Genomic DNA, 22,967 nt, shown 5'->3' with positions numbered 1-22,967 from the left:
CGCGCGATCTTGTTGCTGCGATCCAGGTGTCAGGCGGTGGGCGCCGGTCACCCGGCGCCCCGGCGATCAGGTCAGCGCGGGCTCGGCGAGCCGCAGCAGATCGTCTGCCTCGGCCGCCGCAGCAGCGAGCCGATCGTTCTCGGCGCGCAACCGCGTGATCTCGAACTCCAGTGCCTGTACCCGGGAACGCAACCGGGTGACCTCGTCGAGCAGACGCCGATCGGGCGCTGCACCAACGTGGCCGTAGAGGGCCTTCGCCATATCGTCTCCTTGTAATGCGCTGCCGGAAAGGCCGGCCAACGCGCGCCCAACTGTTCGCGACTGCCCACCCACGGAGAACACGCGGGCATGGTCGGGCGCGACTGGCGACACCTATATAATCTGCCGGCGCCCCCGCCACGTCAAGTTTCCTGGGACGTGAATCACCAGCGTGTCGACCACCGTCTTGCCCAAGGGGTCGCCGTGAGGCACGAACAAGATCACTGTTCGGACACCACACAGTGTAGCGCCTGACGCGTTTCCGCAGGTCAACGCCTACCTGTAGACAGCCTTATATCTTCCTTAGCCACGTTGCCCACCCCATCAGGCGCCCGTACCGTCGCAGCAGTCAGACCAGACGACAGCGGAGGCCGGCGCGTGCACGGGTGGACCGATCCGATCGATCAAGACGGTACGCCCTGGCGTACCGAGCCGTCGGCGGATCGCCAGCCGTATCCACCGTCCGGCCAATGGGGCGGCCGGTCCGGCCCCGCCGACGATGCCCGGCCGCACAACGGCCACCTGCCGAACGGCTTCCCCGAGTACAACCCTCCCGGCGAGGGGTATCCGGAATTTCACCGGGAGCCCGCCGGCCGATCAACCGAGCCGGCCTGGGACCGGTCGGCCGCCACCTCGCACGCCCCCGACCCGTACCAGACCGACCCGCCACACCCCGCCGACCGGTACGGGGCCGACGGGTACGGGGCCAACCGGTACGACGCTGACCGGTACCGCGTCGACGACGCTGACCGGTACCGCGTCGACGGCGCTGACCGGTACGGCGACGACCCGTACCGCGCTGACGGGGAACACCCGCTGGATCCGTACGACGACGACGCGGCCACCGGAGACGGGTCCGGCCGGGGACCCGATTCGCGACCGGCTCCGCGGCCGGCCGGCTCCCGCCGGGTCGAGCCGGACCAGACCCGGTCCGGCCGGCACCGCAGCCCGGGCCGTTGGCCGCTGCCGATCGGGCTCGCCGTGCTGGTCGGTGTACTGCTGCTCGGGCTCGGGATCGGCGCGGCGCTGCTGCCGCCGAGCTTCGCCGGTGACGGCGACGACGCCCGACCTGCGAACGCCGCCGGGGATCTGCCGGAACCCGGCGCCGGCGAAGCCGAGTACGGGCTGCTCGGCGAGGAGTCGCCGCCGGCCGCGCCGAGCCCCGACGCCACCCCCACCCCGTCGCCGTCCGCCGCCGCCGCGCCGACCCCCTCGGCCACCCCGTCGAAGGCCCGCCGCAGCAGTCCCACCCCGACCCGTACCCGGTCCCGGGCCGCCGCCCCCGCCGCGGCGCCGACCGCCGACACCCGGGAGGGCCAGGTCATCGAGCTGGTCAACCGGGAGCGGACCGCCAACGGCTGCGGGACGGTGCAGTCCAACAACCAGCTGGCCACCGCCTCCCGGCTGCACAGCGAGGACCAGGCCGAGACCGAGAACATGTCGCACACCGGCAGTGACGGCAGCTCCCCCTGGGACCGCGCGGAACGGGCCGGCTACCGGCGGGCGATCGGCGAGAACGTCGCCGCCGGCTACCGCACCCCCGCGGCGGTGATGGAGGGCTGGATGAACAGCCCTGGCCACCGGGCCAACATCCTCAACTGCGACGCGAAGGCGATCGGGGTGGGGATCGCGGCGGCCGCCGACGGCACCCTCTACTGGACCCAGATGTTCGGCTCGGTCGCCTGAGCCCGCCGTGACCGGGCCGACGGTCCGGTCGTTGTCGGGTCGAGGGGGTGTGCTGCTCTTGACGACCGCGGCCAACTGAGGCGATGCCCGTACGCCGGTTCCGGCCGGTCGGCCGGCTCCCGGCGACGCTGCTCGGCGCCGCGCTGGTCGTCACCGCCCTGACCGCGGCCACGCTGCCCGGCTGCTCCGGCGACCCCGCCCCGCCGGTGGCGCCCCGCCCCTGGCTGACCGCCCCGCAGACCTGGCAGATGCAGCTCACCGGCGAACTCGACCCCGACGTCGACGCCGAGGTGTTCCTGCTCGACGGCTTCGACACCACCGCCGAAGCGGCCCAACTGCTGCGCCAGCGCGGCCGGCGGCTGATCTGCCACGTCCGGGCCGGCCGGTACGAGGCGGGCCGCCCGGACGCCGGCCGGTTCCCGGCGACCGTCCTCGGCCACGCCGCCGGCCAGGCCGACCCCGGCAACTCCACCGGCCAGGCCGACCCCGCCAGCGCCACCGGCCGGGCCGGTGCGGAGCGCTGGCTGGACATCCGGCAGTGGACGGTGCTCGAACCGATCCTGGCCGACCGGTTCCGGCTCTGCCGGGGCAAGGGCTTCGACTCGGTCGCCCCCGACGACGTGCAGGGCTACCAGGTCGACTCCGGCTTTCCGCTCACCTTCGACGACCAACTCACCTTCAACCGGCGATTGGCCCAGCTGGCCCGGTCCCTGGGACTCTCCCCCGGGCTGCGCAACGACGTCGACCAGGCGGTGGCGTTGGAGCCGGAGTTCGACTTCGCCGTCAACGAGGAGTGTGTGCGGGCCGGCAGGTGCGACCGGCTGCTGGCCTTCGTCGACGCCGGCAAGCCGGTCTTCCACGTCGAGTACGAGGGATCCACCGCCGACTTCTGCGTGACCGCCCTCGGCTACGGCTTCGTCTCCATGCGCAAGGCCCGCGAGCTGGGGGCCTGGCGCTCGCCCTGTCTGCGCTGACCGGCGGTCAGAGCGGCACCCGGGGCCGCGGCTGGCAGCGCGGGCAGCTGTACGACGACCGGTTCATGAACGACTCCCGGCGGATCGGCGCCCCGCACCGGTGGCACGGCAACCCCTCCCGCCCGTAGACGTTCAGCGACCGGTCGAAGTAGCCGCTCTCCCCGTTGACGTTGACGTAGAGCGCGTCGAAGCTGGTGCCGCCCTGCTTGATCGCCTCGCCGAGCACGTCCCGGACGTGCCCGAGCAGCCGGTTGACCGCTGCTGCGGTGAGCACGGCGGTGGCCCGTCCACCGTGCAGCCGGGCTCGCCAGAGCGCCTCGTCGGCGTAGATGTTGCCGACCCCGGAGATCAACGTCTGGTCGAGCAGCGCCCGCTTGATCCCGGTACGCCGCCGCTGGACCGCCGCCACGAACCCGGCGTCGGAGAATTCCGGGTCGAGCGGGTCCCGGGCGATGTGGGCGATCTCCGCCGGCAGCTCCGCGCCGCCCGGCGAGAGCGACAGCCCACCGAAGGTGCGCTGGTCCACGAAGCGCAGCTGCGGGCCGCCGTCGTCGAAGTCGAACCGGACCCGCAGGTGTGGGCCGGCCGGGGCGTCCGCCGGCAGCAGCAGCAACTGGCCGGACATGCCGAGGTGGCCGACGATCGCGTCGCCGCTGTCCAACGGCAGCCAGAGATACTTGCCGCGCCGGCGAACGTCCAGGATCGACCGACCGGCCAGCGCGGCGGCGAACTGCGCGCCGCCGGGCGGATAGCGGCGTACGGCACGCGGGTGGTGGACCTCGACGGCGGCGATCCGGCGACCGGTGACCCAGCGGGCCAGGCCCTGCCGGACGGTCTCCACCTCGGGCAGCTCAGGCACGACCGGGTTCCGTCGGCTCGGTGCCGACCTCGGCCCGGGCCGATCCCACGGCCTCGGCCAACGCCGGCGCCTCGGCCGCACCCCGCGCCGACCCGCCCACCCCGGCCAACGCCGGTGGGTCGGTCGACGCGGCCGGTTGCGTCTCGGCCAGCGCCGACGGCTCGGCCGGCACGGCCGGTTCGGCCGGAGCGGTGGCCGCCGCCGGGTCGGCCACCGGGTCGGGGCCCTGCTCGGACAGGGTTCGCCAGGCGGCCTCGGCGGCCCGCTGCTCGGCTTCCTTCTTGCTCCGGCCGTCGGCGCCGCCGTACCGGCGCCCGGCCACCACCACCCAGGCGGTGAAGGTCTTGGCGTGGTCCGGACCAGCCTCGTCGATCTGGTACTCCGGCACCCCGATGCCGAGCGCCGCGGTCAGCTCCTGGAGGCTGGTCTTCCAGTCCAGCGCCGCGCCCCGACCGGCCGACTCGGCCATCAGCGGGTCGAAGAGCCGGTGGATGACGATGGCGGTGGTGTCCAGCCCGTACTGCAGGTAGATCGCCCCGAGCAGCGCCTCCAGCGTGTCGGCCAGGATGCTCGCCTTGTCCCGCCCGCCGGTGGCCTCCTCGCCCTTGCCGAGCAGCAGGTAGGGCCCGAGTCCGGACGGTCCGAGCCGGCGGGCCACGTCAGCCAGCGCCCGCATGTTGACCACGCTGGCCCGCAGCTTGGCGAGTTGCCCCTCGGGCAGGTCCGGGTGGTTGTGGAAGAGCGCCGCGGTGATCACCACGCCGAGCACCGAGTCACCCAGGAACTCCAGGCGTTCGTTGGTCGGCAGCCCACCGTTCTCGTACGCGTACGAGCGATGGGTCAGCGCCCGCTCCAGCAGTTCCGGGTCCAGGGCGACGCCGAACGCCGCCTCCAGATGCCCCACCGGCGCGCGGCGCCGCTTGTCGTTGGTCATGCCCTTACCTCGGTATCGGTGTCGCGGTCGTCCCCGACCGGGATGGCGTTGCGGGCCGGAGCGTCGTTGCGGGCCGAAGCGTCCTCCCGCGTCGGGGAGTCACCCCGAACCGGGGAGTCGCCCAGCGTCGGGGAGTCGGTGCCGGTCGGAGCGAGGAGCCGGGCCATCGACTCGACCGCGCCCTGACGGTGCAGGTGGGCGGCGAGGGCGATCCCGGAGGCGACGTCCTGGTCGCCGGCGGCGCCGTGGCAGACCACCACCGTGCCGGCGACGCCGAGCAGGACGGCGGCCCGGGGCACGTCACCGCCGGCCGGTGGCCCACCGGCCATCGCGTACGCGCCTTCGATGCCTTTGAGCAGGACGTTTCCGGTGAAACCGTCGGTGACGACGACATCGACCCGGCCGCCCACCGCAGCGTCGTGGCCCTCCACCAGGCCGATGTAGCGCGCGCCCCCGGGCAGCGGTTGACCGGCGAGGAGGGGGTCGGCGGCCCGCCGGACCCGGTCGCCCTTGCCGGCCTCGGCTCCGATGGAGAGCAGCCCGACCCGGGGGGCCGGTAGGCCGTGCACGACGTTGGCGTAGCCGGCGCCCAGGACCGCGTGCTGGGCCAGCGTGCCGGCCCGCGCTTCCAGCGAGCCGCCCACGTCGAGCAGCACCACCGGGCCGGCGACGGCGGGTAGGACGGCGGCCAGCGCGGGCCGTCGAACCTCCGGCCACCGGCCGAAGCCGAGCACGGCCGCGGTGACCGTCGCCCCGGTGGCGCCGGCCGAGACCAGCGCGTCGGCGGCGCCCTCGGCCACGGCGGCCACCGCCGCCCGCACGGTGGTGTCGGCCCGGCTGGCTCGGCTGGGCAGATCGGTCATAGCCACGGCGTCGCGGACCGACCGTACGCCGATCCGGCGGTGGTCGGCCGGTTCCACGGCAGCGATCAGCTCGCCGGCGGCCTCGGGAGGGCCGACGAGCAGCAGATGCAGGTCGGGATCGGCACCGAACGCCCGCAGAGCGCCGTCAACCACGACGGCGGGAGCTCCGTCCCCGCCGAGGAGGTCGACGGCGATCCGCACGGTGCCCGACCCCGGTCCGGCGGCGGCCGCGTGATCGCGGCCGGCGCCGGTGGAGTCCGCGGCACCGGGCAGTCGCCAGGGCGCGCGCGCCGCCTGACCGGAGGCCGGCAGCGTCACTCGCGGTCCGTAATCAAACCTCGATGACCTGGCGGCCGTTGTAGGTGCCGCAGACGCCGCAGGCGGCGTGCGGCAGCTTCGGCGACCGGCACTGCGGGCACGCCACGGTGGCGACCACGGTGGCCTTCCACTGCGCCCGGCGCGACCGGGTGTTGCTGCGCGACATCTTGCGCTTGGGGACAGCCACGGTTCCTACTCCTCTTGACGGGTCAGTTTCGACAGACCCGCCCAGCGCGGGTCGATCTGCTGGTGGCTGTGGTCAGCCGGCAGGTCGTCCCAGTGCACCCCACAGTCGGGGCACAACCCTGGGCAGTCGTCCCGGCACACCGGGTTGGTCGGCAGCGCGAGCACCACCGCGTCCCGCAGGGCCGGTTCCAGGTCGAGCAGGTCACCCTGCATCCGCCCCACCTCGTCCTCGTCGGTCGTCTCGTCCGTGGCGCTGTTCGCGTACGCGTACAGCTCCTGGATGTCGACGACCACCGAATCGGTGATCGGGCGCAGACAGCGACCGCACTCGCCCTGGATGGGACCGGTGACGGTCCCCGATACGAGCACCCCCTCGGACACCGACTCCAACCTCAGGTCGAGGTCGAGGTCCGCGCCCTCCGGAACGCCGATCATCTCCAGGCCGAGGTCCGCCGGTGCCGGCACGACCCGCTTCACCGTACGCATCACTCCAGGCCGGCGCGGCAGCTCCCTCGTGTCGAGGACCAGCGGCGACCTGGGGTCAAGGTGGTTAGTCGAGTGCTTGGGCATAGTCAGACTCCGGCCTGTGAGAGGCCGACGAAACAGGTTACCTGGCCGGCGGCCCCGCCGTCGAACCGGCCCTGCTCGTCGGTGCTGCGCCGGCCGCGCCGACGCGGCCGGGAGGTCACGGGGGTCAGAACGGCAGCGGGCGTTCGTTCTCCTCGCCGACGAAGCTGCCGATCTCCCGCAGCGCGTGCATCTTGTCCCGGCCCCGCTCGATGGAGGCCAGTGCCCGGGTCAGGAACTGCTCGAAGTTGGCCAGCGCGGTGTCGACGTAGTCGTCGACCTCCTCCCGCAGCCGCTGCGCCTCGGCGCGGGCCTCGGCGATGATCCTGGCTCCCTCGTGCTCGGCCGAGACGGTGATCTCGTTCACCGACACCAGCCGGGCGTGTTCCGCCTCACCCTCGCTGATGATCCGGTCGGCCTCCCGCTTGCCGGCATCCATGATCTTGTCCCGCTCGTCGAGCAGCGCGGCCGCCCGGCGCAGCTCCACCGGCAGCTCGGCGCGCAGTTCGTCGAGCGCACCGATCATCTCGCCCCGGTCGACCATGACGTTGTTACGCGACATCGGGACGGAGCGGGCCGTCTCCACCATGTTGATGATCTCGTCAATGCGGTCGAGCGGGTCCACCGGTACCTCACTCCTGTCGTTCGTGGCTGACATACATGATGCGGCGTCCGGCCGGATTGCGGTTCAACCAATGATGCGGTCCGCGCGTCGGAACCGGTCATCAGGATGCGTACGCGGTGGCTGATTCTCGGCTGCGGAGCGTGCCGGGTCAATCCCGCGTTGCCGCGTTCAGCCGCTCGTGCAGCAACCGACCGACCACGTCGGGTACGTGCGCCGAGACGTCCCCGCCCCACTTGGCGACGTCCTTGACCAGGCTGGAGGAGAGGAAGGAGTAGAGCGGGTTGGTGGGCATGAACAGCGTCTCGACCCCGGCCAGCCCGATGTTCATCTGCGCCATCTGCAGCTCGTAGTCGAAGTCGCTGACCGCCCGCAGGCCCTTGATCAGGACCGCCGCCTGCTGAGCCCGGCAGAAGTCGACAAGCAGGCCACGGAACGACTCGACCCGGACGTTGTCGTACGAGCCGGTCACCTCGCGCAGCATCGACAGGCGCTCGTCGACGCTGAACAGGCCCCGCTTGGACTGGTTGATCAGCACCCCGACGATGACCTCGTCGAAGAGCCGGCTGGCCCGCCCGATGATGTCGAGATGGCCGTTGGTTACCGGATCGAACGAGCCTGGACAGACCGCGCGCCTCATGATCGCCGACCGTACCAAAGGGTGGTCTCCCCATAACGCCTGCTCCGCCCGGCAGTGACGCCTTCCACCCAGGTCGGGGGCGTGTCGCGGGTGGCCCGCTCCAGCACCAGCACGGCACCGGCGGCGAGCCAGTCCCGGTCGACGAGGGCGGCCAGCATCGCGGTGATCTCCGCACCCGGCACCGCGTACGGCGGGTCCGCGAAGACGACGTCGTAGGGCCGGCCGTCGGGCGGTCCGGCCGCCAGCACCTTGGCGACCCGGCCGGTCACCAGCCGGGCGGCCGGGCTGGCGCCCAGGGCGGCGAGATTCTGCCGGATGGTCCGGGCGGCACGCGGATCGGACTCGACCAGCAGCACGTGTTCGGCCCCGCGCGACAGCGCCTCCAGGCCCACCGCGCCGGAGCCGGCGTACAGGTCGACGAAGCGCGCCCCGACGAGGTCCACGTCCGCTTCGATGGCACTGAACAGCGCCTCGCGTACCCGGTCGGAGGTCGGTCTGGTCCGGCCGCCGGCCGGCGCGGCGATCCGCCGCCCGCCCAGCGTGCCGGCGACGATCCGGCTCACCTGGGCCCGATCCGGGGCGTGCCGTCGGTTGCCATGTCGGAGACGCTACGCGACGCCGCGCGGGTGAACGACCGCCGTCAAGCGGGCGGCGGCCGGGTGTCACCCCAGGAGCCCCAATAGCCACACGCGTTCATACAATCACCCGGCGTACATCAAACATCACGAATGGAGAACATCATCGTTAGTGAACCCTGAAGGCTGTCCCGAAACCACAGGAATCGCTAAGGTCGGGCGCTGTGCCGGCTCCCCTTCCGCCGGCCAACGACGTTGGAGAGAAGTCTTCGCAGGTCGCGCCGCTGATGGCAGCGATCTCGACGTCCCTCCCACGGCGTGCCCTGACGCTCCCACCCTTCAGGAGTACCGCGTGATCCGTCCCAAGCTGTCGCTGCGGCGACCACTCGCCGTCATGGGGGCCGCCTTCCTCGGCCTCACCGCGGCGGTCGCCGTCGCCTCCCCCGCCAGCGCCCACCACAGCGAGGTCAAGGTCGAGGCCGAGTGTGACACGACCACCGGCGAATGGGTCCTGACCTGGACCGTCGACAGCATTGCCCCCCGTAATGTCAAGAACTACAAGCTCGTCGCGGTGGAGGCCAAGAGCTTCGCCGGTCGCGACCGGGTCGACATCACCATCCCGGGCATCGCGGTGACCGAGGGCCAGGTCTACCCGCACTCGGTCGACACGCCGCTGGTCGCCACCCACCGGCTCCCGGGCGAGGCCACCGGGGCCAACCTCAAGGTGAAGGCGAAGTGGGAGAACGGGCACCGCGAGAAGGATTTCGCCGGCGCTGAGATCAAGTTCAGCGACAGCTGCGTCGAGGAAGAGGAGCCGCCGCCGCCGGCCACCCCGAAGCCGTCGGCCACCGTCACCTCCGACTGTGACGGCACCGTAGTGGTCAAGCTGCAGAACGCCGAGGACGCCACCGGGCCGGCCAAGTTCACCGTCACCGGCGAGGGCGACTTCGTCAAGGAGGAGACCGTCGCGCCGGGCGCGGAAGCGTCCGTGACCGTGCCGGCCGAGAACGCCGGCAACATCGTGGTCACCGAGGAGGGCCAGCAGGAGCCGCTCTTCGACGACACCCCGCCGCCGGCCGAGGACTGCGTCGAGCCGGGCGAGCCGACCCTGAGCTACGCCGAGACCTGCGACGAGCTGATCTTCGAGTTCATCAACCCGGAGGACGGCGAGGAGTTCACCATCACGCTGACCCCGAACACGGGTGAGCCGCAGACCGTGACCGTGGCGCCGGGCAGCACCGAGACCGTCAGCTTCCCGGCCGAGGAGGGCCTGGAGGTCGTGCCGAGCGCCGACGGCGAAGAGGGCGACCCGATCGCCTGGCAGCAGCCCGAGGACTGCGACACCGGTGGCGACGGTGGCGGCCTGCCGGTCACCGGCGCCGCCGCGGGCGGCATCGCTGGCGGAGCGGCCCTGCTGCTCGCCGTGGGTGGCGGCCTGTTCTTCCTGGCCCGCCGTCGCCGGGTGACCTTCACCGCCTGATCGACGGTCCCGACGGGACCTGCACCATCCGCCTGAGGGCGCGTCGACCGGAAACGGTCGGCGCGCCCTCAGCCGTTTCCCGCTTCCCGTTCCCGGACCTCGGATCTCTGTTCTCGGGTACTCGGCTCGTTCCTTCGGATCCCGGCCGGCCAGTGAGCCCGCCGACACGATGAAGGTCCGCGGGACCCATGTTGCGGCCGTTTCGTCGGGTGTCTCTGGTCAGCGGTGGCTCATTCTTGTCGTACACCTGTTCTATTCTGTGGTGGTGTTGGAGGCGTTGCGGAGCATCGGTGGCCTGGTGGACGAGGCCGCCCTCCGCGAGGCGTGGGCTCTGCCCGAGGGTGAGTTGATCGCCGCGTTGGAGACGGTGCATGGTGTTGAGCAGCGGTTGGCGGCGTTGCGGTTGGTGTTGGTGCGGGAGGTCGACGGGCGTGGTGTCGCCGCCGCTCACGGTGCCTCGTCCACGGCGGTGTGGCTGCGGGAGCGGCTACGCGTCTCCGGCCGCGTCTCCCGGCGGATGGTGGAGTTGGCCGCCGCGTTGGACACCGCTCCCGCCGTGGTGGGCCAAGCCCTGTCCGTCGGGGCGATCAACGTCGAACAGGCCCGGGTGATCGTCGACATGGTGGCCCACCTACCCGCCACCGTCGGCTCCGAGGTGGTCGACAAAGCGGCGCAGGCGTTGGTGGATCACAGCGGCCGCTTCGAACCGGCGATCCTGCGCGGGTTGGGCCGGCGGATCCTGCACCACGTCGCCCCGCAGGTCGCCGAGCAGGCCGAGGCCGCCGCCCTGCAACGCGAGGAGGAACATGCCCACCCGCGCCGGCACGTCACTCTGTCCTCACCCACGGACGGGCGGGTCCGGCTGACCGGGATCCTGGACGTCGAAACCGCCGGCCTGCTCCACGCCGCTCTCGACCCGCTGTGCACCCCCAGCGGCGACGGCGACGACCGCAGCCCCGGACAACGCCGCCACGACGCGCTGGCCGAGATCTGCCGACTGGCGCTGCGCACCGAGCAACTGCCCGCCTCGGGCGGCGACCGCCCACAACTCGTGGTCACCATCGGCTACGACGCCCTGACCTCCCAGGTCGGCGCCGGGATGCTCGACACCGGCGCCGCTCTCACCCCCGCCGCTGTACGGAGGTTGGCCTGCGACGCGCAGGTCCTGCCCGCCGTCCTCGGCGGCAACGGCCAGGTCCTCGACGTCGGCCGGCAACGACGACTGTTCACCGGACCACTGCGCCGCGCCCTCGTGCTGCGCGATGGCGGATGCGCCTTCCCCGGCTGCGACCGACCACCACGATGGTGCGACGGACACCACATCACCGCCTGGCACGACGGCGGCACCACCACCCTCGACAACGCCGTCCTGATCTGCGGCTACCACCACCGCCTCATCCACACCGGCCAATGGCAAGTCCGCCTCGCGTCAGACGGACGTCCCGAACTCATCCCACCCGCCTGGCTCGACCCCACCCAACTACCCCGCCGCAACCACTACCACCGACGAAACTGAAGAGCACCGCAACAGACCGCCACCCAGCCATGCGTCGCCATTCCCGCCCAGCGCCCTGCGCCCGCGTCGGCCCGGCCCACACTCGCAGGCTCGGCCCACACCCGCCGGCCCCATCGACGCCCCGCATGCTCGGCCCACACCCGCCGGCCCCATCGACGCCCCGCATGCTCGGCCCACACCCGCCGGCCCGATCGACGCCCTGCAGGCTCGGCCCACGCCCTGCCAGCCCGATCGACGCCCCGCATGCTCGGCCCACGCCCTGCCAGCCCGATCAACTCCCTGCCAGCCGATCTACGCCCCGCCGGCCCGATCGTCCGGGAATCTGGGAAGAGGGTGGGTCAGCCCTTCTCCAGGTACTCCGCGCGTTCCTCGTCTACGAGCGCGGCCACCGACGCGGCCAGGGCCGGATGGCGGTCCAGCTCCGGGTCCTCGTCGACCAGGGCGATCGCCTCGGCCCGGGCGTCGCGGATCAGCTCGGTGTCGCGCAGCAGGGAGAGCAGCCGCAGGTGGGAGCGGCGGCCGGACTGGCTGGCGCCGAGCACGTCACCCTCGCGGCGCTGCTCCAGATCAAGCTCGGCCAGGCGGAAACCGTCGGTGGTCGAGGCCACCGCGGCCAGTCGCTCACGGGCCGGCGTACCCTCGGCGGCCTCGGTGACCAGCAGGCAGAGCCCGGCGGCCGCGCCCCGACCGACCCGGCCACGGAGCTGGTGCAGTTGGGATACGCCGAACCGGTCGGCGTCCAGCACGATCATCACGGTGGCGTTCGGCACGTCGACCCCGACCTCGACCACCGTCGTGGCCACCAGCACATCGATGGCGCCGGCCGCGAACGACCGCATCACCCGGTCCTTCTCGTCGGCCGGCAACCGGCCGTGCAGCACCTCGATCCGCAGCCCGTGCAGCGGGCCGTCGACCAGCAGCGGCGCCACCTCGGTCACCGCCAGCGGTGGCCGGCGGCCGTCCTCGCCGGGGCCGCCCGCCTCCTCCCCACCGGCGGTCGAAGCGCCGTCGCCGATCCGCGGGCAGACCACGTACGCCTGATGTCCGGCCTGGACCTCCTCGCGCAGCCGGCGCCAGGCCCGCTCCAGGAATGCCGGCTTCTCCGCCGCCGGCACCACGTGCGAGGCGATCGGGGAGCGCCCGCGCGGCAGCTCGGTCAGGGTGGAGATCTCCAGGTCGCCGTAGACGGTCATCGCCACCGTCCGGGGAATCGGGGTGGCGGTCATCACCAGCACGTGCGGCGGCTGTTCCGCCTTGGCCCGCAGCGCGTCCCGCTGCTCCACCCCGAACCGGTGCTGCTCGTCGACAACCACCAGCCCCAGGTCGGCGAAGTCGACCCCCTCGTACAGCAGGGCGTGCGTGCCCACCACGATGCCGGCGCGCCCGGCCGCCACCTCCGCCAGCGCCGCCCGCCGCGCGGCCGCGCCGAGCGAGCCGGTGACCAGCGCGGTCCGGGTGCCGCCGGCGTCGCCGTCCAGCTCGCCGGCCCGGCCCAGTGGTCCGAGCAGGTCCAGGATGCCGCGGTGGTGCTGGGCGGCGAGCACCTCGGTCGGCGCCAACAACGCCGCCTGCCCGCCCGCATCCACCACCTGCAGCATCGCCCGCAGCGCACAGACCGTCTTGCCGGAACCGACCTCGCCCTGCAGCAGCCGGTGCATCGGGTGCGCGGTGGCCAGGTCGGTGGCCACCTCCTCGCCGACCCTCCGCTGGCCGGCGGTCAGCTCGTACGGCAGCCGGCCGTCGAAGGTCGCCAGCAGCCCGTCGGCACGGCGCGGCCGGGGCCGGGCCGGCCACGACGCCGCCCGCACCTTCCGCTGCACCAGGGTCAGCTGGACGGCGAACGCCTCGTCCCACTTCAGCCGGTGCCGGGCCCGGTACAGGTCCTCCCGGCTGGACGGCCGGTGGATCTCCCGCAGCGCGGTGTCCAGGCCGATGAGCTTCCGCTGGGCCCGCACGGTCGCCGGCAGCGGGTCCTCGGGCGGGGTCAACGTGTCCAGCGCCACCCGTACGCACCGGGCGATCACCCAGGTCGGCACGGCGGCCGCCGCCGGGTAGACCGGGATCAACGCCCCGGCGAACTCCTCGATCTCGCCGTTGGCGGCGGCCTCGCCCGGCGCGTCGTCCGGCCCGCCGCCGAGCAGCACGTACTCCGGGCCGTTGAGCTGGCGCTGGTTGCGGAACTCGGTGACCTTGCCGGCGAACAGCCCCCACCGGCCGGGCCGCAGCTCCTTCTCCCGCCACGCCTGCCGGCCGAAGAAGGTGAGCGTCAACACCCCGCCCGAGCCGTCCTCGACCAGCACCTCCAGTAGGTTGCCCCGGCGCTGCCGCATCGGCCGCAGGTTGGTACGCCGCACCTGACCCAGGACCGTGACCTGCTCCCCCACCGTCAGCGACCGGATGTCGGTGTGCTCGCCGCGTTCGTCGTAGCGTCGTGGGAAGTGGTAGATCAGATCGCCGACCGTGTGCAGGTCGAGATGCCCGGCGAGTGCCTTGGCGGTCTTCTCCCCGACCACCTTCGCCAACGGCGTCTCCATCGTGGACGGTTCGGTCACTCCACACCCACCAGCAACGGATAGTGCGGCTGCCCGCCGGGGTAGTGGTGGGCCTCCACGAACGGCCAGCGGCGGGCCAGGTGGTCCCGGATGGCGTCGCCGAGGCCGGCCGGGGCGTCCGCGCCGACCAGCAGGGTGACCAGCTCACCGCCGCCGCCGAGCATGCCGTCCAGCAGCGACCGGCAGGTCTCGACCAGGTCCGTGCCGATCAGATGAACCTCACCCTCGACCAGGGCCAGCACATCACCCGGCTGGCAGGGTCCGGCCACCGTCAACGCCTCCCGGGAGGCGTAGCAGACCTCGGCGGAGCGGCACGCCCCCGCCGCCTCGGCCATCGCGATCACGTCGTCCTCGAACCCCCGGGCCGGGTCCCGGACCGCGAGCGCGGCGAGCGCCTGCACCGGCGACCTGGTCGGCACGACGCTCACCTGTACGCCGTGGCGCTGCGCCTCGCGGCCCGCCGCCCGCGCCACCGCCTGGGTGTTCACGTCGTTGGGCAGCACCACGACCTGGCCGGCACCGGTCGACCGGATCGCGTCGAGCAGCTCGCCGGTGGACGGGTTGCCGGCCAGCACCGCGGCGCCCTCGGCCGCGAACAACGCGGCCAGCCCGGCACCGGCGGCGACCACGACCGCAGACCGGGACGGAGCTCCGGCCGCGCCGACCCCGACCCCGGCGGGCAGCGCCGAGCCCGTCTCCGGCGCGGCACCGGCCCAGGTCGCGCCCGCGCCCGCGACACCGGCCGAGGCGATGCGTGCCTCCGCCGCACCGGCCGCGCCACCCAACCCGGCCGCGCCACCCAACCCGGCCGCGCCACCCAACCCGGCCGCGCCACCCAACCCGGCCGCGTCACCCAACCCGGCCGCGCCAGCCAGCCCGACCGCGCCACCCTCCCCGGCGGCGCCACCCAGCCCAGCCCCGCCAGCGACGGCGGGCGGCCGATCGTCCTGGTCGGCGAAGCGGGTCACCGAGATCTGGTACGGCTGCCCGGCCTCGACCCCGGCCTCGACGGCCGCGCCGACGTCGTTGACGTGCACATGCACGTTCCAGGTGGCCGGCTCGCCGGGTCTGGCGCCACCACCACCGACCACCACCAGCGAGTCACCCAGCCCACCCAGGGTCTCCCGCAGCCGGTCCACCGCCGCCGGGTCGGCGTCGAGCAGGAACTGCACCTCGTACGCGTACTCGCTGGAGCCGGTCTCCCGGACGGTCGTGACGGGCGGGCGGGCCGACGGTGGCGCGGCGGCCGGCCGGCGGACCACCTCGCCGGTGACCACCTCGGCCAGCGCGTCGATCAGCACGCAGAAGCCGCGCCCCCCGGCGTCGACCACCCCGGCCCGGGCCAGCAGCGGCAACTGCTCGGGGGTACGCGCCAACGCCTCGGTCGCGGCCCGGGCGGCGACCCGGATCACCCTCGCCAGGTCGTCGGTGCCGGCCCGTTCGGCGGCCGCCGCGGCGGCCGAGATCACGGTCAGCACGGTCCCCTCGACCGGCCTGGCGACCGCCGCGTACGCCGCGTCGGTGGCCACCCGCAGCGCGCCGGCCAGCGCCCGTCCGCGCACGGCGGTGGTGCCGGCCAGGCCGTCGGCGAGGCCGCGCAGCACCTGAGAGACGATCACGCCGGAGTTGCCGCGCGCCCCGAGCAGCGCGCCGCGGGCCATCAGCCGCAGCACCCGCCCGTGCGGCGTGACTGTCTCGGTCGGCGAGTCCTCGGGCGAGTTGTCCAGGTCGAGCGCGAGCGCCTGTTGGGCCGAGGTCAGGGTGAGTACCAGATTCGTCCCGGTGTCGCCGTCCGGGACCGGGTACACGTTCAACGCGTCGATCTCGCCCTGGTGCCGCTTCAGCGCCGCGAGCCCGCTCGCGCACCAACGCCGTACGGCGGCGGCGTCGAGGGTCTCCAGCACGGCCAGAAGCCTACTGGCGCCGCCCGACACCCGCTCCCAACGCCACACCACCCGAAGATCACCAGCCGCCGAGCCGGTGCCCCGAACACCCGACGACCGCCGACGCAAGCCCCCGGCGCCGCCCACGCGGGCGGTCGGTGGGAGGCGATTGGCCGGGCGCGGTGCGGATCGGGTAACCTGGCCAGGTTGTCCGGGCGACACCCGCCGGCGACCTCACGATCGATCAATCCAGGAGTATCCCGTGGCTAGCGTGTGCGACGTCTGTGGCAAGGGGCCGGGCTTCGGTCACAACGTGTCCCACTCGCACCGGCGGACCAACCGCCGCTGGAACCCGAACATCCAGTCGGTGCGCACCCCGGCCGGCGGCGGCACGACCCGCAAGCTGAAGGTCTGCACCTCCTGCATCAAGGCTGGCAAGGTCACCCGCGCCTGAGCGGTCCCGCCCGGCCGGCTCAGAGGAGCCGGCCGAAGGAGAGCACTCCGGGCTCGTCCCGGTAGTAGCCGAAGTTCTCGATCAGCTCATAGCCGCAGCTCCGGTAGAGCGCGATGGCCTCGGGCTGCCGGTCGCCGCACTCCAGGATCAGCCGCTTGCGGCCGTGTTCCCGGGCGGACCGCTCGACAGCGCCGAGCAGTCGGCGGGCCACGCCCCGACCGCGAACCGTCGGCGCGGTGTACATCCGCTTGAGTTCGGCCGTCTCGTCGCCATCGCCGTGGCTGCGCCAGCCGGCGCAGCCGACCGCCGCCCCGTCCAGGTACGCCACCAGGAACGCGCCGCTGGGTGGTTGGAACTGGCCGGGGTCCACCGGAGTGTCGTCGCCGCTGCCGCCGTACCGGCGGCCCAGGTCGGCGAGCGCGTCGACCACCAGTTTCCGGGCCACCGGCGAGTCGTAGCCCACCACCCTGATTTCCAGATCCGTCACGGTCCGAGCCTACGGCCCGGCCAGCCGGATCTCCTCGCCGTCGACCGTGATCTGGACCGCTGGCAGCGGCTGGCCGGCCGGTCCACCGGTCACCGAACCGTCACCGACGCTGAAGCTGCTGCCGTGGCAGGTGCAGTTGATGGTGCCGTCGGCGATCTCACTCACCGCGCAGCCCTGGTGGGTGCAGACACTGGAGAAGGCGCGCACGGTGCCGGGCTCCGGCTGGGTGAGCACCACCTTCTGGTCCGCAAAGATCTTGCCGCCACCGACCGGCAGGTCGGCGAGCCGGGCCAGGACCGGCCCGGCCGCGGCGCCGGCCGAGGGAGCGCCGGCCGAGGGAGCGCCCGGTTCGAGCTGTGGGACCGACTCGGGTGGCGGTGCCGCCGGCTGCGGGGTGCCGTACACCTGGCAACCGGCAAGCGCGGCGGTCACCCCGACCGCGCCGGCCGCCGCCAGCACCGTACGCCGGTCAGCGCAGGTCCGCGGGTGGCACTGCGCCGGTACGGCTCGCGTCTGATCGTCGTCCATCGGCCCAACCTTTCGCTCGTCGGAACCATCAGAACTGGAAGCCCGCGGTGCTGAAGAACCACACCGACGAGGTCAGCCAGACGCCCACCAGGGTGGTGAAGACCAGTCCGCCGACCACCGGCAGCACCCAGCCGGCCAGGCCGCGCTTCGGCAGCAGCAGCATCTTCATGGTGAACACCCCGAAGAAGAGGCAGCCGGCCAGCGAGTGCAGCAGGGTGCGGGTGTCGTAGGACTGGAAGCCCAGCGCGTACAGGCAGTGCACGGCGACCGGTACGGCCAGCAGGAAGGCGACCCGGCCCGACCAGCGGTGCAGGGCGGCCGTTCCCTTCCCGGCGGAGAATCCGGGCAGCCGGCCCCACATCGCCAGCGCGGAGAGCAACTGGATCATGGCCAGCACCGCCGACCCGGTGCCCAGCCACACCTTCACGGTCAGCGGGCTGGAGAAGCCGGCGACGTTCACCGCGATGTTCGTCGGCTCGTGCAGCCGGCCGTAGACGCCCAGCCCGACGGCGACCGCCGAGCCGAGCAGGGTCGGCACCAGCAGCGCCCACGTCCCGGCGGTCGCCGCCGGCCGCCGGCCGGCGGGATCGGCACCAGCCGGTTGGTCGGTGCGCTCCTCGACCGGCACGGTGTCGGCCGGATCACCGCCGAGGTTCACCTGGGTTACCACCTCAGAACCGGCCGTCGACCGGCACCCCGGTCACCGGCGTACCGCCGACCTCGGCGCCGCCGGAGGTCGTGTCCAACGTGGACACCGCAGTCACCTTGCCGGCCACGGTGGCGAGTCCGACCTGGGTGCCGTCGGGGAGCACGATCCAGCCGCCCACGATCCGGGCGCCACGGACGTCGGCGGTGGCGCGGTAGAGGCCGGACGGCTTCTTGGTCGCCGCCACGTCGAAGGTGAAGCTCCGGTCGCCGACGCTGACCTCGCCCTCGGCCCGGTCGCCGTCGTAGCTGCCGGTCAGCTCGGCCCCGTCCTTGCCGGTCAGTTCCAGCCGCCCGTCGACCGCGGTGCCCTTGAGCCAGGCCTCGACCTTCTTGCCGTCACAGATGTACGCCACAGCCTGGTCCCCCTTGGCGGAGATGGCGATGGTGGCGCCGCCGCCGTCGACCCGGCCGGCCCAGGTGACGTTCAGCGGCGCGGCCGTGGTGGGGGCGGGGGTCGGTTCGGCGCTGGGCGGGGCGGCCAGGTCGGCGGGCGGCGCGGCCACCTCCGGGGGCGGCGCGGGCGCGGTGGCGCTGGCCTGCGCCGCCGGCTGGTTTGCCGCGGCGTTCGCCACCGGTTCGGTACCCGGTCCGATCCGCATGTTCAACACGATCAGCACCGCCGCGACCGCGAATCCGGTCAAGAGTGTGCCGATGGGTCCCCAGCGTTTCATCGCTTCCTCCCGGTTGGCTCACCGACGGTGGCCCTACCAAGGAATTCGGCTGATCCGGGGATTCGGTTCACGCTCGCGGCGAAATACCGATAACTGGGACCGATCATGGCGGACTTTTGCTGTGATCGATGGACTATTGGGGTGGTATGTCCCCGGCCAGCACCGGTTCGCCCGGCCCGAGTTCGCCGCCGACCTGCTGCACGGTGACGACCACCTGGTCGAAGCCGCGCAGCGGCAGGCCGGACCAGAGCCCGACCGAACCCGGATTGTCCATGTGGAAGGTGCCCAGCGGCACCACCAGGTCCGGCCCGGCCAGCCAACCCTCGTAGTACGTCCCCTCGGCGGCCGGCGGCAGCTGGGAGATGTCCAGGGCCAGCTTCCAACCGGCGCCCTCCTCGGTGGCGACCACGTTCGCGCTCGCCCCGGGCGCCGTACCGGTGCCGGTGAGGGCCAACCGGACCGTGTTCGGTGTCGGGGCCGGCGCCGGGGTCGTCCCGGGCACCAGCCAGATCACCAGCAGGACCGCCGCGGCCATCGCGGTAGCCGCACCCAACGCCCACAGCGGCCGCCGACGCCGCCGTCCGCGCGGCCGGGCCACCGAGACCGGGTGCGGCGCCCGCGCCCCCACCACCCGACCGGGTACGCCCACAGCCGCCCCGCCGGCGTCGCCAACGCCGGCCGCCCCGCCAACGCCGGCCGCTTCGTCCGCGCCGGCTACCCCGTCCGCAGCGGTTACCCCGTCCGCGTCGGCCACCCCATCGACGTCGGCCACTTCGTCCGCGCCGGTCCTCGACTCGGTCCCGCCACCGGTCGCCAGGTCGGCCGAGGCAGGATCGCCCGGCTCGGACACTGCCGCTGTCGGGGTGCCCGACGACGCGTGGCCAGCGAGTTCGTCGCCAGTCGGCTCGGCCGCCGGACCGCCGGTTGCCGGCTCGGATGCCACCGGGTCGGGGATGGCGGGCGTCGCCGGGTCGGGGATGGCTGGCATGGCCAGGTCGGGGATCGCGGGCATCGCCAGGTCGGGCGGGACGGTCCAGGTGGCCGGGTGGGCGAGCATCCGGCGCACCCGCAGCACGGTCTCCCGCTCGGCGGCGGCCAGGTCGGCCTCCGGGTCGCCAGCGGTCGGGTCGCCAGCGGTCGGTTCACCGGCCCGGGGCGCCGGCGCGGCAGGCGTCGGGAACGCGAGCGCGGCCGCTCGCCGTCCCACCACGTCTTCGCTGCTCATCTGCGCCCTCCGGCCGGCTCGGCCGACATCTCGTCAGGATCCTGGGTCTCGCTCCGGCCGGCGGCGGGGTCGCCTCCGCCGGCGTCGGCCGGCGCTGTCGCGCCGGGGTTGTCGAGGAGGTGGCCGAGCGCCTCCGCGAGTCGCCGGTGAGCCCGGTGCGACCGCGACTTGATGGTGCCCACCGGCACCCCGAGGTGGGTGGCCGCCTCGCTGTGCGTCATCTGATAGTAGTGGACCAACCGCATCACATCCGCCTCGTCGGCGGGCAGTGACTCGATCGCCCGGCGGACCTCCCACGCCTCCCAGAGCCGTTCCACCGAGAACGCCTCGACCGCCTGTTCGACGGGTGCGTCCACGGTGGCCGGGGCCCGCCGCTCGCGCCGGAAGATGTCGATCGCGGCCTTGCGGGTGATGCCGAAGATCCAGGCGCTGAGGCTGCGTTCCGGGTCGAACCGCGCCCGGCTGCGCCACACCCCGAGGAACGCCATCTGGACGGCCTCCTCGGCCAGCCCCGGGTCGGCCAGCACGTGCAGCGCGATGCCGAACACCGGTCCCTTGAAGGTCGCGAAGACCGACCGGAAGGCGTCGTCGCCACCGGCGGCGAACCGCGACGCCAGGTCCGAATCATCCATGATATTCGGCATGGTAGATGGCGTCTGCAATGGACACCACCACCTACCGCGGGTCGGCCGGCCGGCGTGGCGTGAATGATCATCGGATGCCGGCCATGACGATCCCCTCCTCGATGGCGAGCCGGGTCAGCTCCGGGCGGCGCCGGCGCCCGGTCTTCTCCCGGATCCGGTCCAGGTGGGAACGGATGGTGCGGACGCTCACCGACAGCGCGCGGGCGATGTCGACATCCCGCTCCCCCGCCGCCAGCAGCGACAACACCTGCCGTTCCCGGGCGGTGAGCGCGAGCCGGGGCCCGGCCTGCCGGCGGCTCGCGGAATCCAGCAGGATCGAGGCCAGGGTCGGCGACACGTACGTGCCACCGGTGCTGACCGTCCGGATCGCCCGGATCACCTCGTCGCCGTCGGCCGCCTTGGTCAGGTAGCCCTTCGCCCCCGCCGCGATGGCCGAGAGCACGTCGTCGCGGCCGGACTGGGCGGAGACCACCAGCACCCGGTGGCCGCGTTCCACGACGGTGAGCACCGCCGCCGCACCGCGTACGCCGGGTAGCGAGAGGTCGAGCAGCACCACCGTGCCGGCCGGCCGGCGGTAGGCCAGGAACTCCTCCACCGACCGGGCGGCGGCGCCGACCCGGACACCGGGCGTCTCCGTGAGTGAGCCGACCAGCGCGGCCCGGTAGAGCGGGTGGTCCTCGACCACCGACACCTCGACCGCGGGGCCGGACATCGGCTGGCCGGACACCGGCCGGGCGGGCATCGGCTGGGCAGACACGGGCTGGGCAGACACCGGCTGGGCGGGCGTCGCGGGCGTGGAAGTCGTCATCTCGGTGGCCTCCGGTGAGGTCGCAGCGGATCGGGTCAGGGTCATGGCGCCACCGCCTGGCGGGCCGAGGCGGCGTCCAGCAGGGTGCCGGTGGGCAGCAGCGCCAGCAGCGCCGCGGCCACCGGTACCGGCTGTTCGCCGTCGTAGCCGAGCGCGGCCACGTCGTCGGGGCCGCCGAGCGGGAACCGCATCCCCTGGTCGGTGACGAGATAGGTGGTGCCGGTCTCGGCGGTGGCCGACTGCCGCTCGGCCACCAGCACCCCGGCGCCGGGCGGCACCTGCACGAAGTCGGCGGTGCGGGCGTCGCGCGTACCGCGGGCGACCGGGACCGGCCGGCCGCCGCCGGCCACCGGCGGCCCGGCGGAGACGCGGACCGAGGTGGTCGCCTCCCGGCGCACCGCGCAGAGCGCCGGCTGACCGGCGGGCAGGGCCACCAGCGCCGGTACGGCCACCGGCAGGCCGTCGCCGGCCCGCGTCGCCCCGGTTGTCCCCACCCCGGCTGCCCCGGTGGCGGCCGGGGGCCCGGCCACGTCCACTCCGGCCACGTCCGCCGCGGCGACCGGGATGGCGGCCGGCGGCCCGTCCGGGTACGCCGCCCGGTTGGCCTTGTTGTTCAGGATCAGCTCGGCCTCGGTGCCGGTGATCGGGGCGAGCCCGTCGGGGCGTACCAGATAGAAACGCTGCTCGTCGCGGACGGTGCTGGCCACCACCAGGACCTGCCCGACGGTGGTCCGCCGGTCGCCGAGCCGGGGTCCCCGCCCGCCGCTGTCGGCGACCTCGATCAGCGCCAGGTCGGGACCGGGCGGGATGGCGTTCACCCAGGATTCGGTCACCGGCACCGGCGCGGCACCGTCGTAGCCGAGTGCAACCGCGACGGCCGCGCCGCGCAGCCGCAACCGCCGGCCGTCGGTGATCGCGTACGAGACGTCGCCGGCCTGGACGAGCACCGCCTGGCCGGGGACGAGGTCGGTGCCGGCGACGGCGGCGCCGACCGTCACGGTGGTGCTGGGTGGGGTCGCCTCGGCGCTGCCGGCCGGCCGGGACGAGCAGACCGACCAGGCGTCGGTGAGCAGCGCGTCGCGGGCCGGCAGCGAGGTGGGCGCGCCCGGGATGCCCAGCGGCAGGCCGCGCGGCGCGCCGGCCAGCGACCGGGCGGAGACCGACACGGTGCGCGCCCCGGCACCGGCGAGCAGCCGCGCCGACGCGTAGTTCAGCACCGGGTGCAGCCGCCCGTCCTCGCCCAGCACGTAGCTGGCGCCGGACTCCTTCTCGATCACCACCCGGCCCGCCTCCCGCCAGCTGTCGTTGTTGCCGGGGCGGAACAGGCCGTAGATCCCGAAGCCGGCGGTGACGAGCAACGCGCAGCCGAGTCCGACGGCCGTGCCGACCAGGACCCGCCGGGCCGGCGCGGCCGGGTGGTTGGCGTCGCCGAACTGCAGCGCCGACACGATCCGCCGCCGGAGGAACTGGTACGCCTGAAGCTGGTCCCGCTGGGTCCACATGGCTCGCTCCACGATGCCGGTGCTGTC

At 73.6% G+C, this 22,967-nt stretch carries 23 protein-coding genes and 1 pseudogene; 5 read left to right on the top strand and 19 right to left on the bottom strand.

Annotation, left to right across the window (positions count from 1 at the left end):
* Positions 1 to 66 precede the first annotated feature (66 nt).
* Positions 67 to 261: a hypothetical protein gene (locus O7627_RS09460; protein WP_036374707.1), complete on the bottom strand. Its 195-nt coding sequence runs from the start codon at positions 259 to 261 to the stop codon at positions 67 to 69.
* A gap of 375 nt (positions 262 to 636) precedes the next feature.
* Here O7627_RS09460 and O7627_RS09455 point away from each other — a divergent pair, with 375 nt between their 5' ends.
* Both O7627_RS09455 and O7627_RS09450 read left to right on the top strand, forming a co-directional pair.
* On the top strand, positions 637 to 1,944 hold the full coding sequence (locus tag O7627_RS09455) for a CAP domain-containing protein (protein ID WP_278093112.1): 1,308 nt from the start codon (positions 637 to 639) through the stop codon (positions 1,942 to 1,944).
* A gap of 83 nt (positions 1,945 to 2,027) precedes the next feature.
* Positions 2,028 to 2,918 carry an endo alpha-1,4 polygalactosaminidase gene (locus tag O7627_RS09450; protein ID WP_278093111.1) on the top strand — a complete coding sequence of 297 codons (891 nt, stop codon included), beginning with the start codon at positions 2,028 to 2,030 and terminating at the stop codon, positions 2,916 to 2,918.
* A gap of 7 nt (positions 2,919 to 2,925) precedes the next feature.
* Here the strand turns inward: O7627_RS09450 and mutM are convergent, their stop codons facing one another.
* The 8 genes and pseudogenes from mutM to rsmD all read right to left on the bottom strand — a co-directional run bounded on the left by mutM (position 2,926) and on the right by rsmD (position 8,470).
* Positions 2,926 to 3,777 (bottom strand): bifunctional DNA-formamidopyrimidine glycosylase/DNA-(apurinic or apyrimidinic site) lyase, encoded by an 852-nt coding sequence (gene mutM, locus O7627_RS09445; protein WP_278093110.1) that lies wholly within the window; start codon positions 3,775 to 3,777, stop codon positions 2,926 to 2,928.
* The gene (rnc, locus tag O7627_RS09440; protein WP_278093109.1) at positions 3,770 to 4,711 is read right to left on the bottom strand and encodes a ribonuclease III; all 942 of its coding nucleotides are present in this window, start codon (positions 4,709 to 4,711) and stop codon (positions 3,770 to 3,772) included. The genes mutM and rnc overlap by 8 nt, the downstream gene beginning before the upstream one ends.
* 131 nt (positions 4,712 to 4,842) lie before the next feature.
* Positions 4,843 to 5,775: pseudogene (locus tag O7627_RS09435) on the bottom strand (phosphate acyltransferase PlsX); the annotation flags it as partial.
* A 130-nt stretch (positions 5,776 to 5,905) separates the two neighbouring features.
* Positions 5,906 to 6,079 (bottom strand): 50S ribosomal protein L32, encoded by a 174-nt coding sequence (gene rpmF / locus O7627_RS09430; RefSeq protein ID WP_278093108.1) that lies wholly within the window; start codon positions 6,077 to 6,079, stop codon positions 5,906 to 5,908.
* Positions 6,080 to 6,084: 5 nt separating this feature from the next.
* Positions 6,085 to 6,648, bottom strand: coding sequence for a YceD family protein (locus O7627_RS09425; RefSeq protein WP_278093107.1), 564 nt, complete (start codon positions 6,646 to 6,648; stop codon positions 6,085 to 6,087).
* Positions 6,649 to 6,772: 124 nt separating this feature from the next.
* Positions 6,773 to 7,270, bottom strand: a complete 498-nt coding sequence (locus O7627_RS09420; RefSeq protein WP_278093106.1) for a hypothetical protein — start codon at positions 7,268 to 7,270, stop codon at positions 6,773 to 6,775.
* Positions 7,271 to 7,418: 148 nt separating this feature from the next.
* A complete protein-coding gene (coaD, locus tag O7627_RS09415; protein ID WP_278093105.1) occupies positions 7,419 to 7,907 on the bottom strand; it encodes a pantetheine-phosphate adenylyltransferase in 489 nt (162 codons plus the stop codon).
* Entirely contained in the window at positions 7,904 to 8,470 is a 567-nt protein-coding gene (gene rsmD / locus O7627_RS09410) for a 16S rRNA (guanine(966)-N(2))-methyltransferase RsmD (RefSeq protein ID WP_278093104.1), read from the bottom strand. The genes coaD and rsmD overlap by 4 nt, the downstream gene beginning before the upstream one ends.
* Positions 8,471 to 8,876: 406 nt before the next feature.
* Here rsmD and O7627_RS09405 point away from each other — a divergent pair, with 406 nt between their 5' ends.
* Both O7627_RS09405 and O7627_RS09400 read left to right on the top strand, forming a co-directional pair.
* Positions 8,877 to 9,962, top strand: a complete 1,086-nt coding sequence (locus tag O7627_RS09405; protein WP_278098228.1) for a cell wall anchor protein — start codon at positions 8,877 to 8,879, stop codon at positions 9,960 to 9,962.
* A gap of 265 nt (positions 9,963 to 10,227) precedes the next feature.
* Positions 10,228 to 11,478, top strand: coding sequence for an HNH endonuclease signature motif containing protein (locus tag O7627_RS09400; protein WP_278093103.1), 1,251 nt, complete (start codon positions 10,228 to 10,230; stop codon positions 11,476 to 11,478).
* A gap of 338 nt (positions 11,479 to 11,816) precedes the next feature.
* Here O7627_RS09400 and recG read toward each other — a convergent pair whose 3' ends face one another.
* Complete coding sequence (recG, locus tag O7627_RS09395) at positions 11,817 to 14,012, bottom strand: ATP-dependent DNA helicase RecG (protein WP_278098227.1); 2,196 nt, start codon at positions 14,010 to 14,012, stop codon at positions 11,817 to 11,819.
* A gap of 14 nt (positions 14,013 to 14,026) precedes the next feature.
* On the bottom strand, positions 14,027 to 15,934 hold the full coding sequence (locus O7627_RS09390; protein ID WP_278093102.1) for a DAK2 domain-containing protein: 1,908 nt from the start codon (positions 15,932 to 15,934) through the stop codon (positions 14,027 to 14,029).
* A gap of 241 nt (positions 15,935 to 16,175) precedes the next feature.
* On the opposite strand from O7627_RS09390, the gene rpmB reads away from it, so the two are divergent.
* A complete protein-coding gene (gene rpmB, locus O7627_RS09385; protein WP_203899300.1) occupies positions 16,176 to 16,367 on the top strand; it encodes a 50S ribosomal protein L28 in 192 nt (63 codons plus the stop codon).
* A 19-nt stretch (positions 16,368 to 16,386) separates the two neighbouring features.
* Here rpmB and O7627_RS09380 read toward each other — a convergent pair whose 3' ends face one another.
* The 8 genes from O7627_RS09380 to eccB form a co-directional block, all read right to left on the bottom strand.
* Entirely contained in the window at positions 16,387 to 16,854 is a 468-nt protein-coding gene (locus tag O7627_RS09380; RefSeq protein WP_278093101.1) for a GNAT family N-acetyltransferase, read from the bottom strand.
* Between the two features lie 9 nt (positions 16,855 to 16,863).
* Positions 16,864 to 17,382 carry a Rieske (2Fe-2S) protein gene (locus O7627_RS09375; RefSeq protein WP_278093100.1) on the bottom strand — a complete coding sequence of 173 codons (519 nt, stop codon included), beginning with the start codon at positions 17,380 to 17,382 and terminating at the stop codon, positions 16,864 to 16,866.
* A 28-nt stretch (positions 17,383 to 17,410) separates the two neighbouring features.
* Positions 17,411 to 17,926, bottom strand: a complete 516-nt coding sequence (locus O7627_RS09370) for a DUF6529 family protein (protein WP_278098226.1) — start codon at positions 17,924 to 17,926, stop codon at positions 17,411 to 17,413.
* A 127-nt stretch (positions 17,927 to 18,053) separates the two neighbouring features.
* Positions 18,054 to 18,731, bottom strand: coding sequence for a hypothetical protein (locus O7627_RS09365; protein WP_278093099.1), 678 nt, complete (start codon positions 18,729 to 18,731; stop codon positions 18,054 to 18,056).
* Between the two features lie 163 nt (positions 18,732 to 18,894).
* Complete coding sequence (locus tag O7627_RS09360) at positions 18,895 to 19,986, bottom strand: anti-sigma factor (protein ID WP_278093098.1); 1,092 nt, start codon at positions 19,984 to 19,986, stop codon at positions 18,895 to 18,897.
* Positions 19,983 to 20,618, bottom strand: coding sequence for a sigma-70 family RNA polymerase sigma factor (locus tag O7627_RS09355; protein ID WP_278093097.1), 636 nt, complete (start codon positions 20,616 to 20,618; stop codon positions 19,983 to 19,985). The genes O7627_RS09360 and O7627_RS09355 overlap by 4 nt, the downstream gene beginning before the upstream one ends.
* A 79-nt stretch (positions 20,619 to 20,697) precedes the next feature.
* On the bottom strand, positions 20,698 to 21,342 hold the full coding sequence (locus tag O7627_RS09350; RefSeq protein WP_278093096.1) for a response regulator transcription factor: 645 nt from the start codon (positions 21,340 to 21,342) through the stop codon (positions 20,698 to 20,700).
* A 137-nt stretch (positions 21,343 to 21,479) separates the two neighbouring features.
* On the bottom strand, positions 21,480 to 22,940 hold the full coding sequence (gene eccB, locus O7627_RS09345) for a type VII secretion protein EccB (protein ID WP_278093095.1): 1,461 nt from the start codon (positions 22,938 to 22,940) through the stop codon (positions 21,480 to 21,482).
* Positions 22,941 to 22,967 lie beyond the last annotated feature (27 nt).

The organism is Solwaraspora sp. WMMD1047 (assembly GCF_029626155.1).
Lineage (GTDB): Bacteria > Actinomycetota > Actinomycetes > Mycobacteriales > Micromonosporaceae > WMMD1047.
Note: the sequence above shows the minus strand (reverse complement) of the source record. Positions and strands in the feature narration are given on the sequence as shown.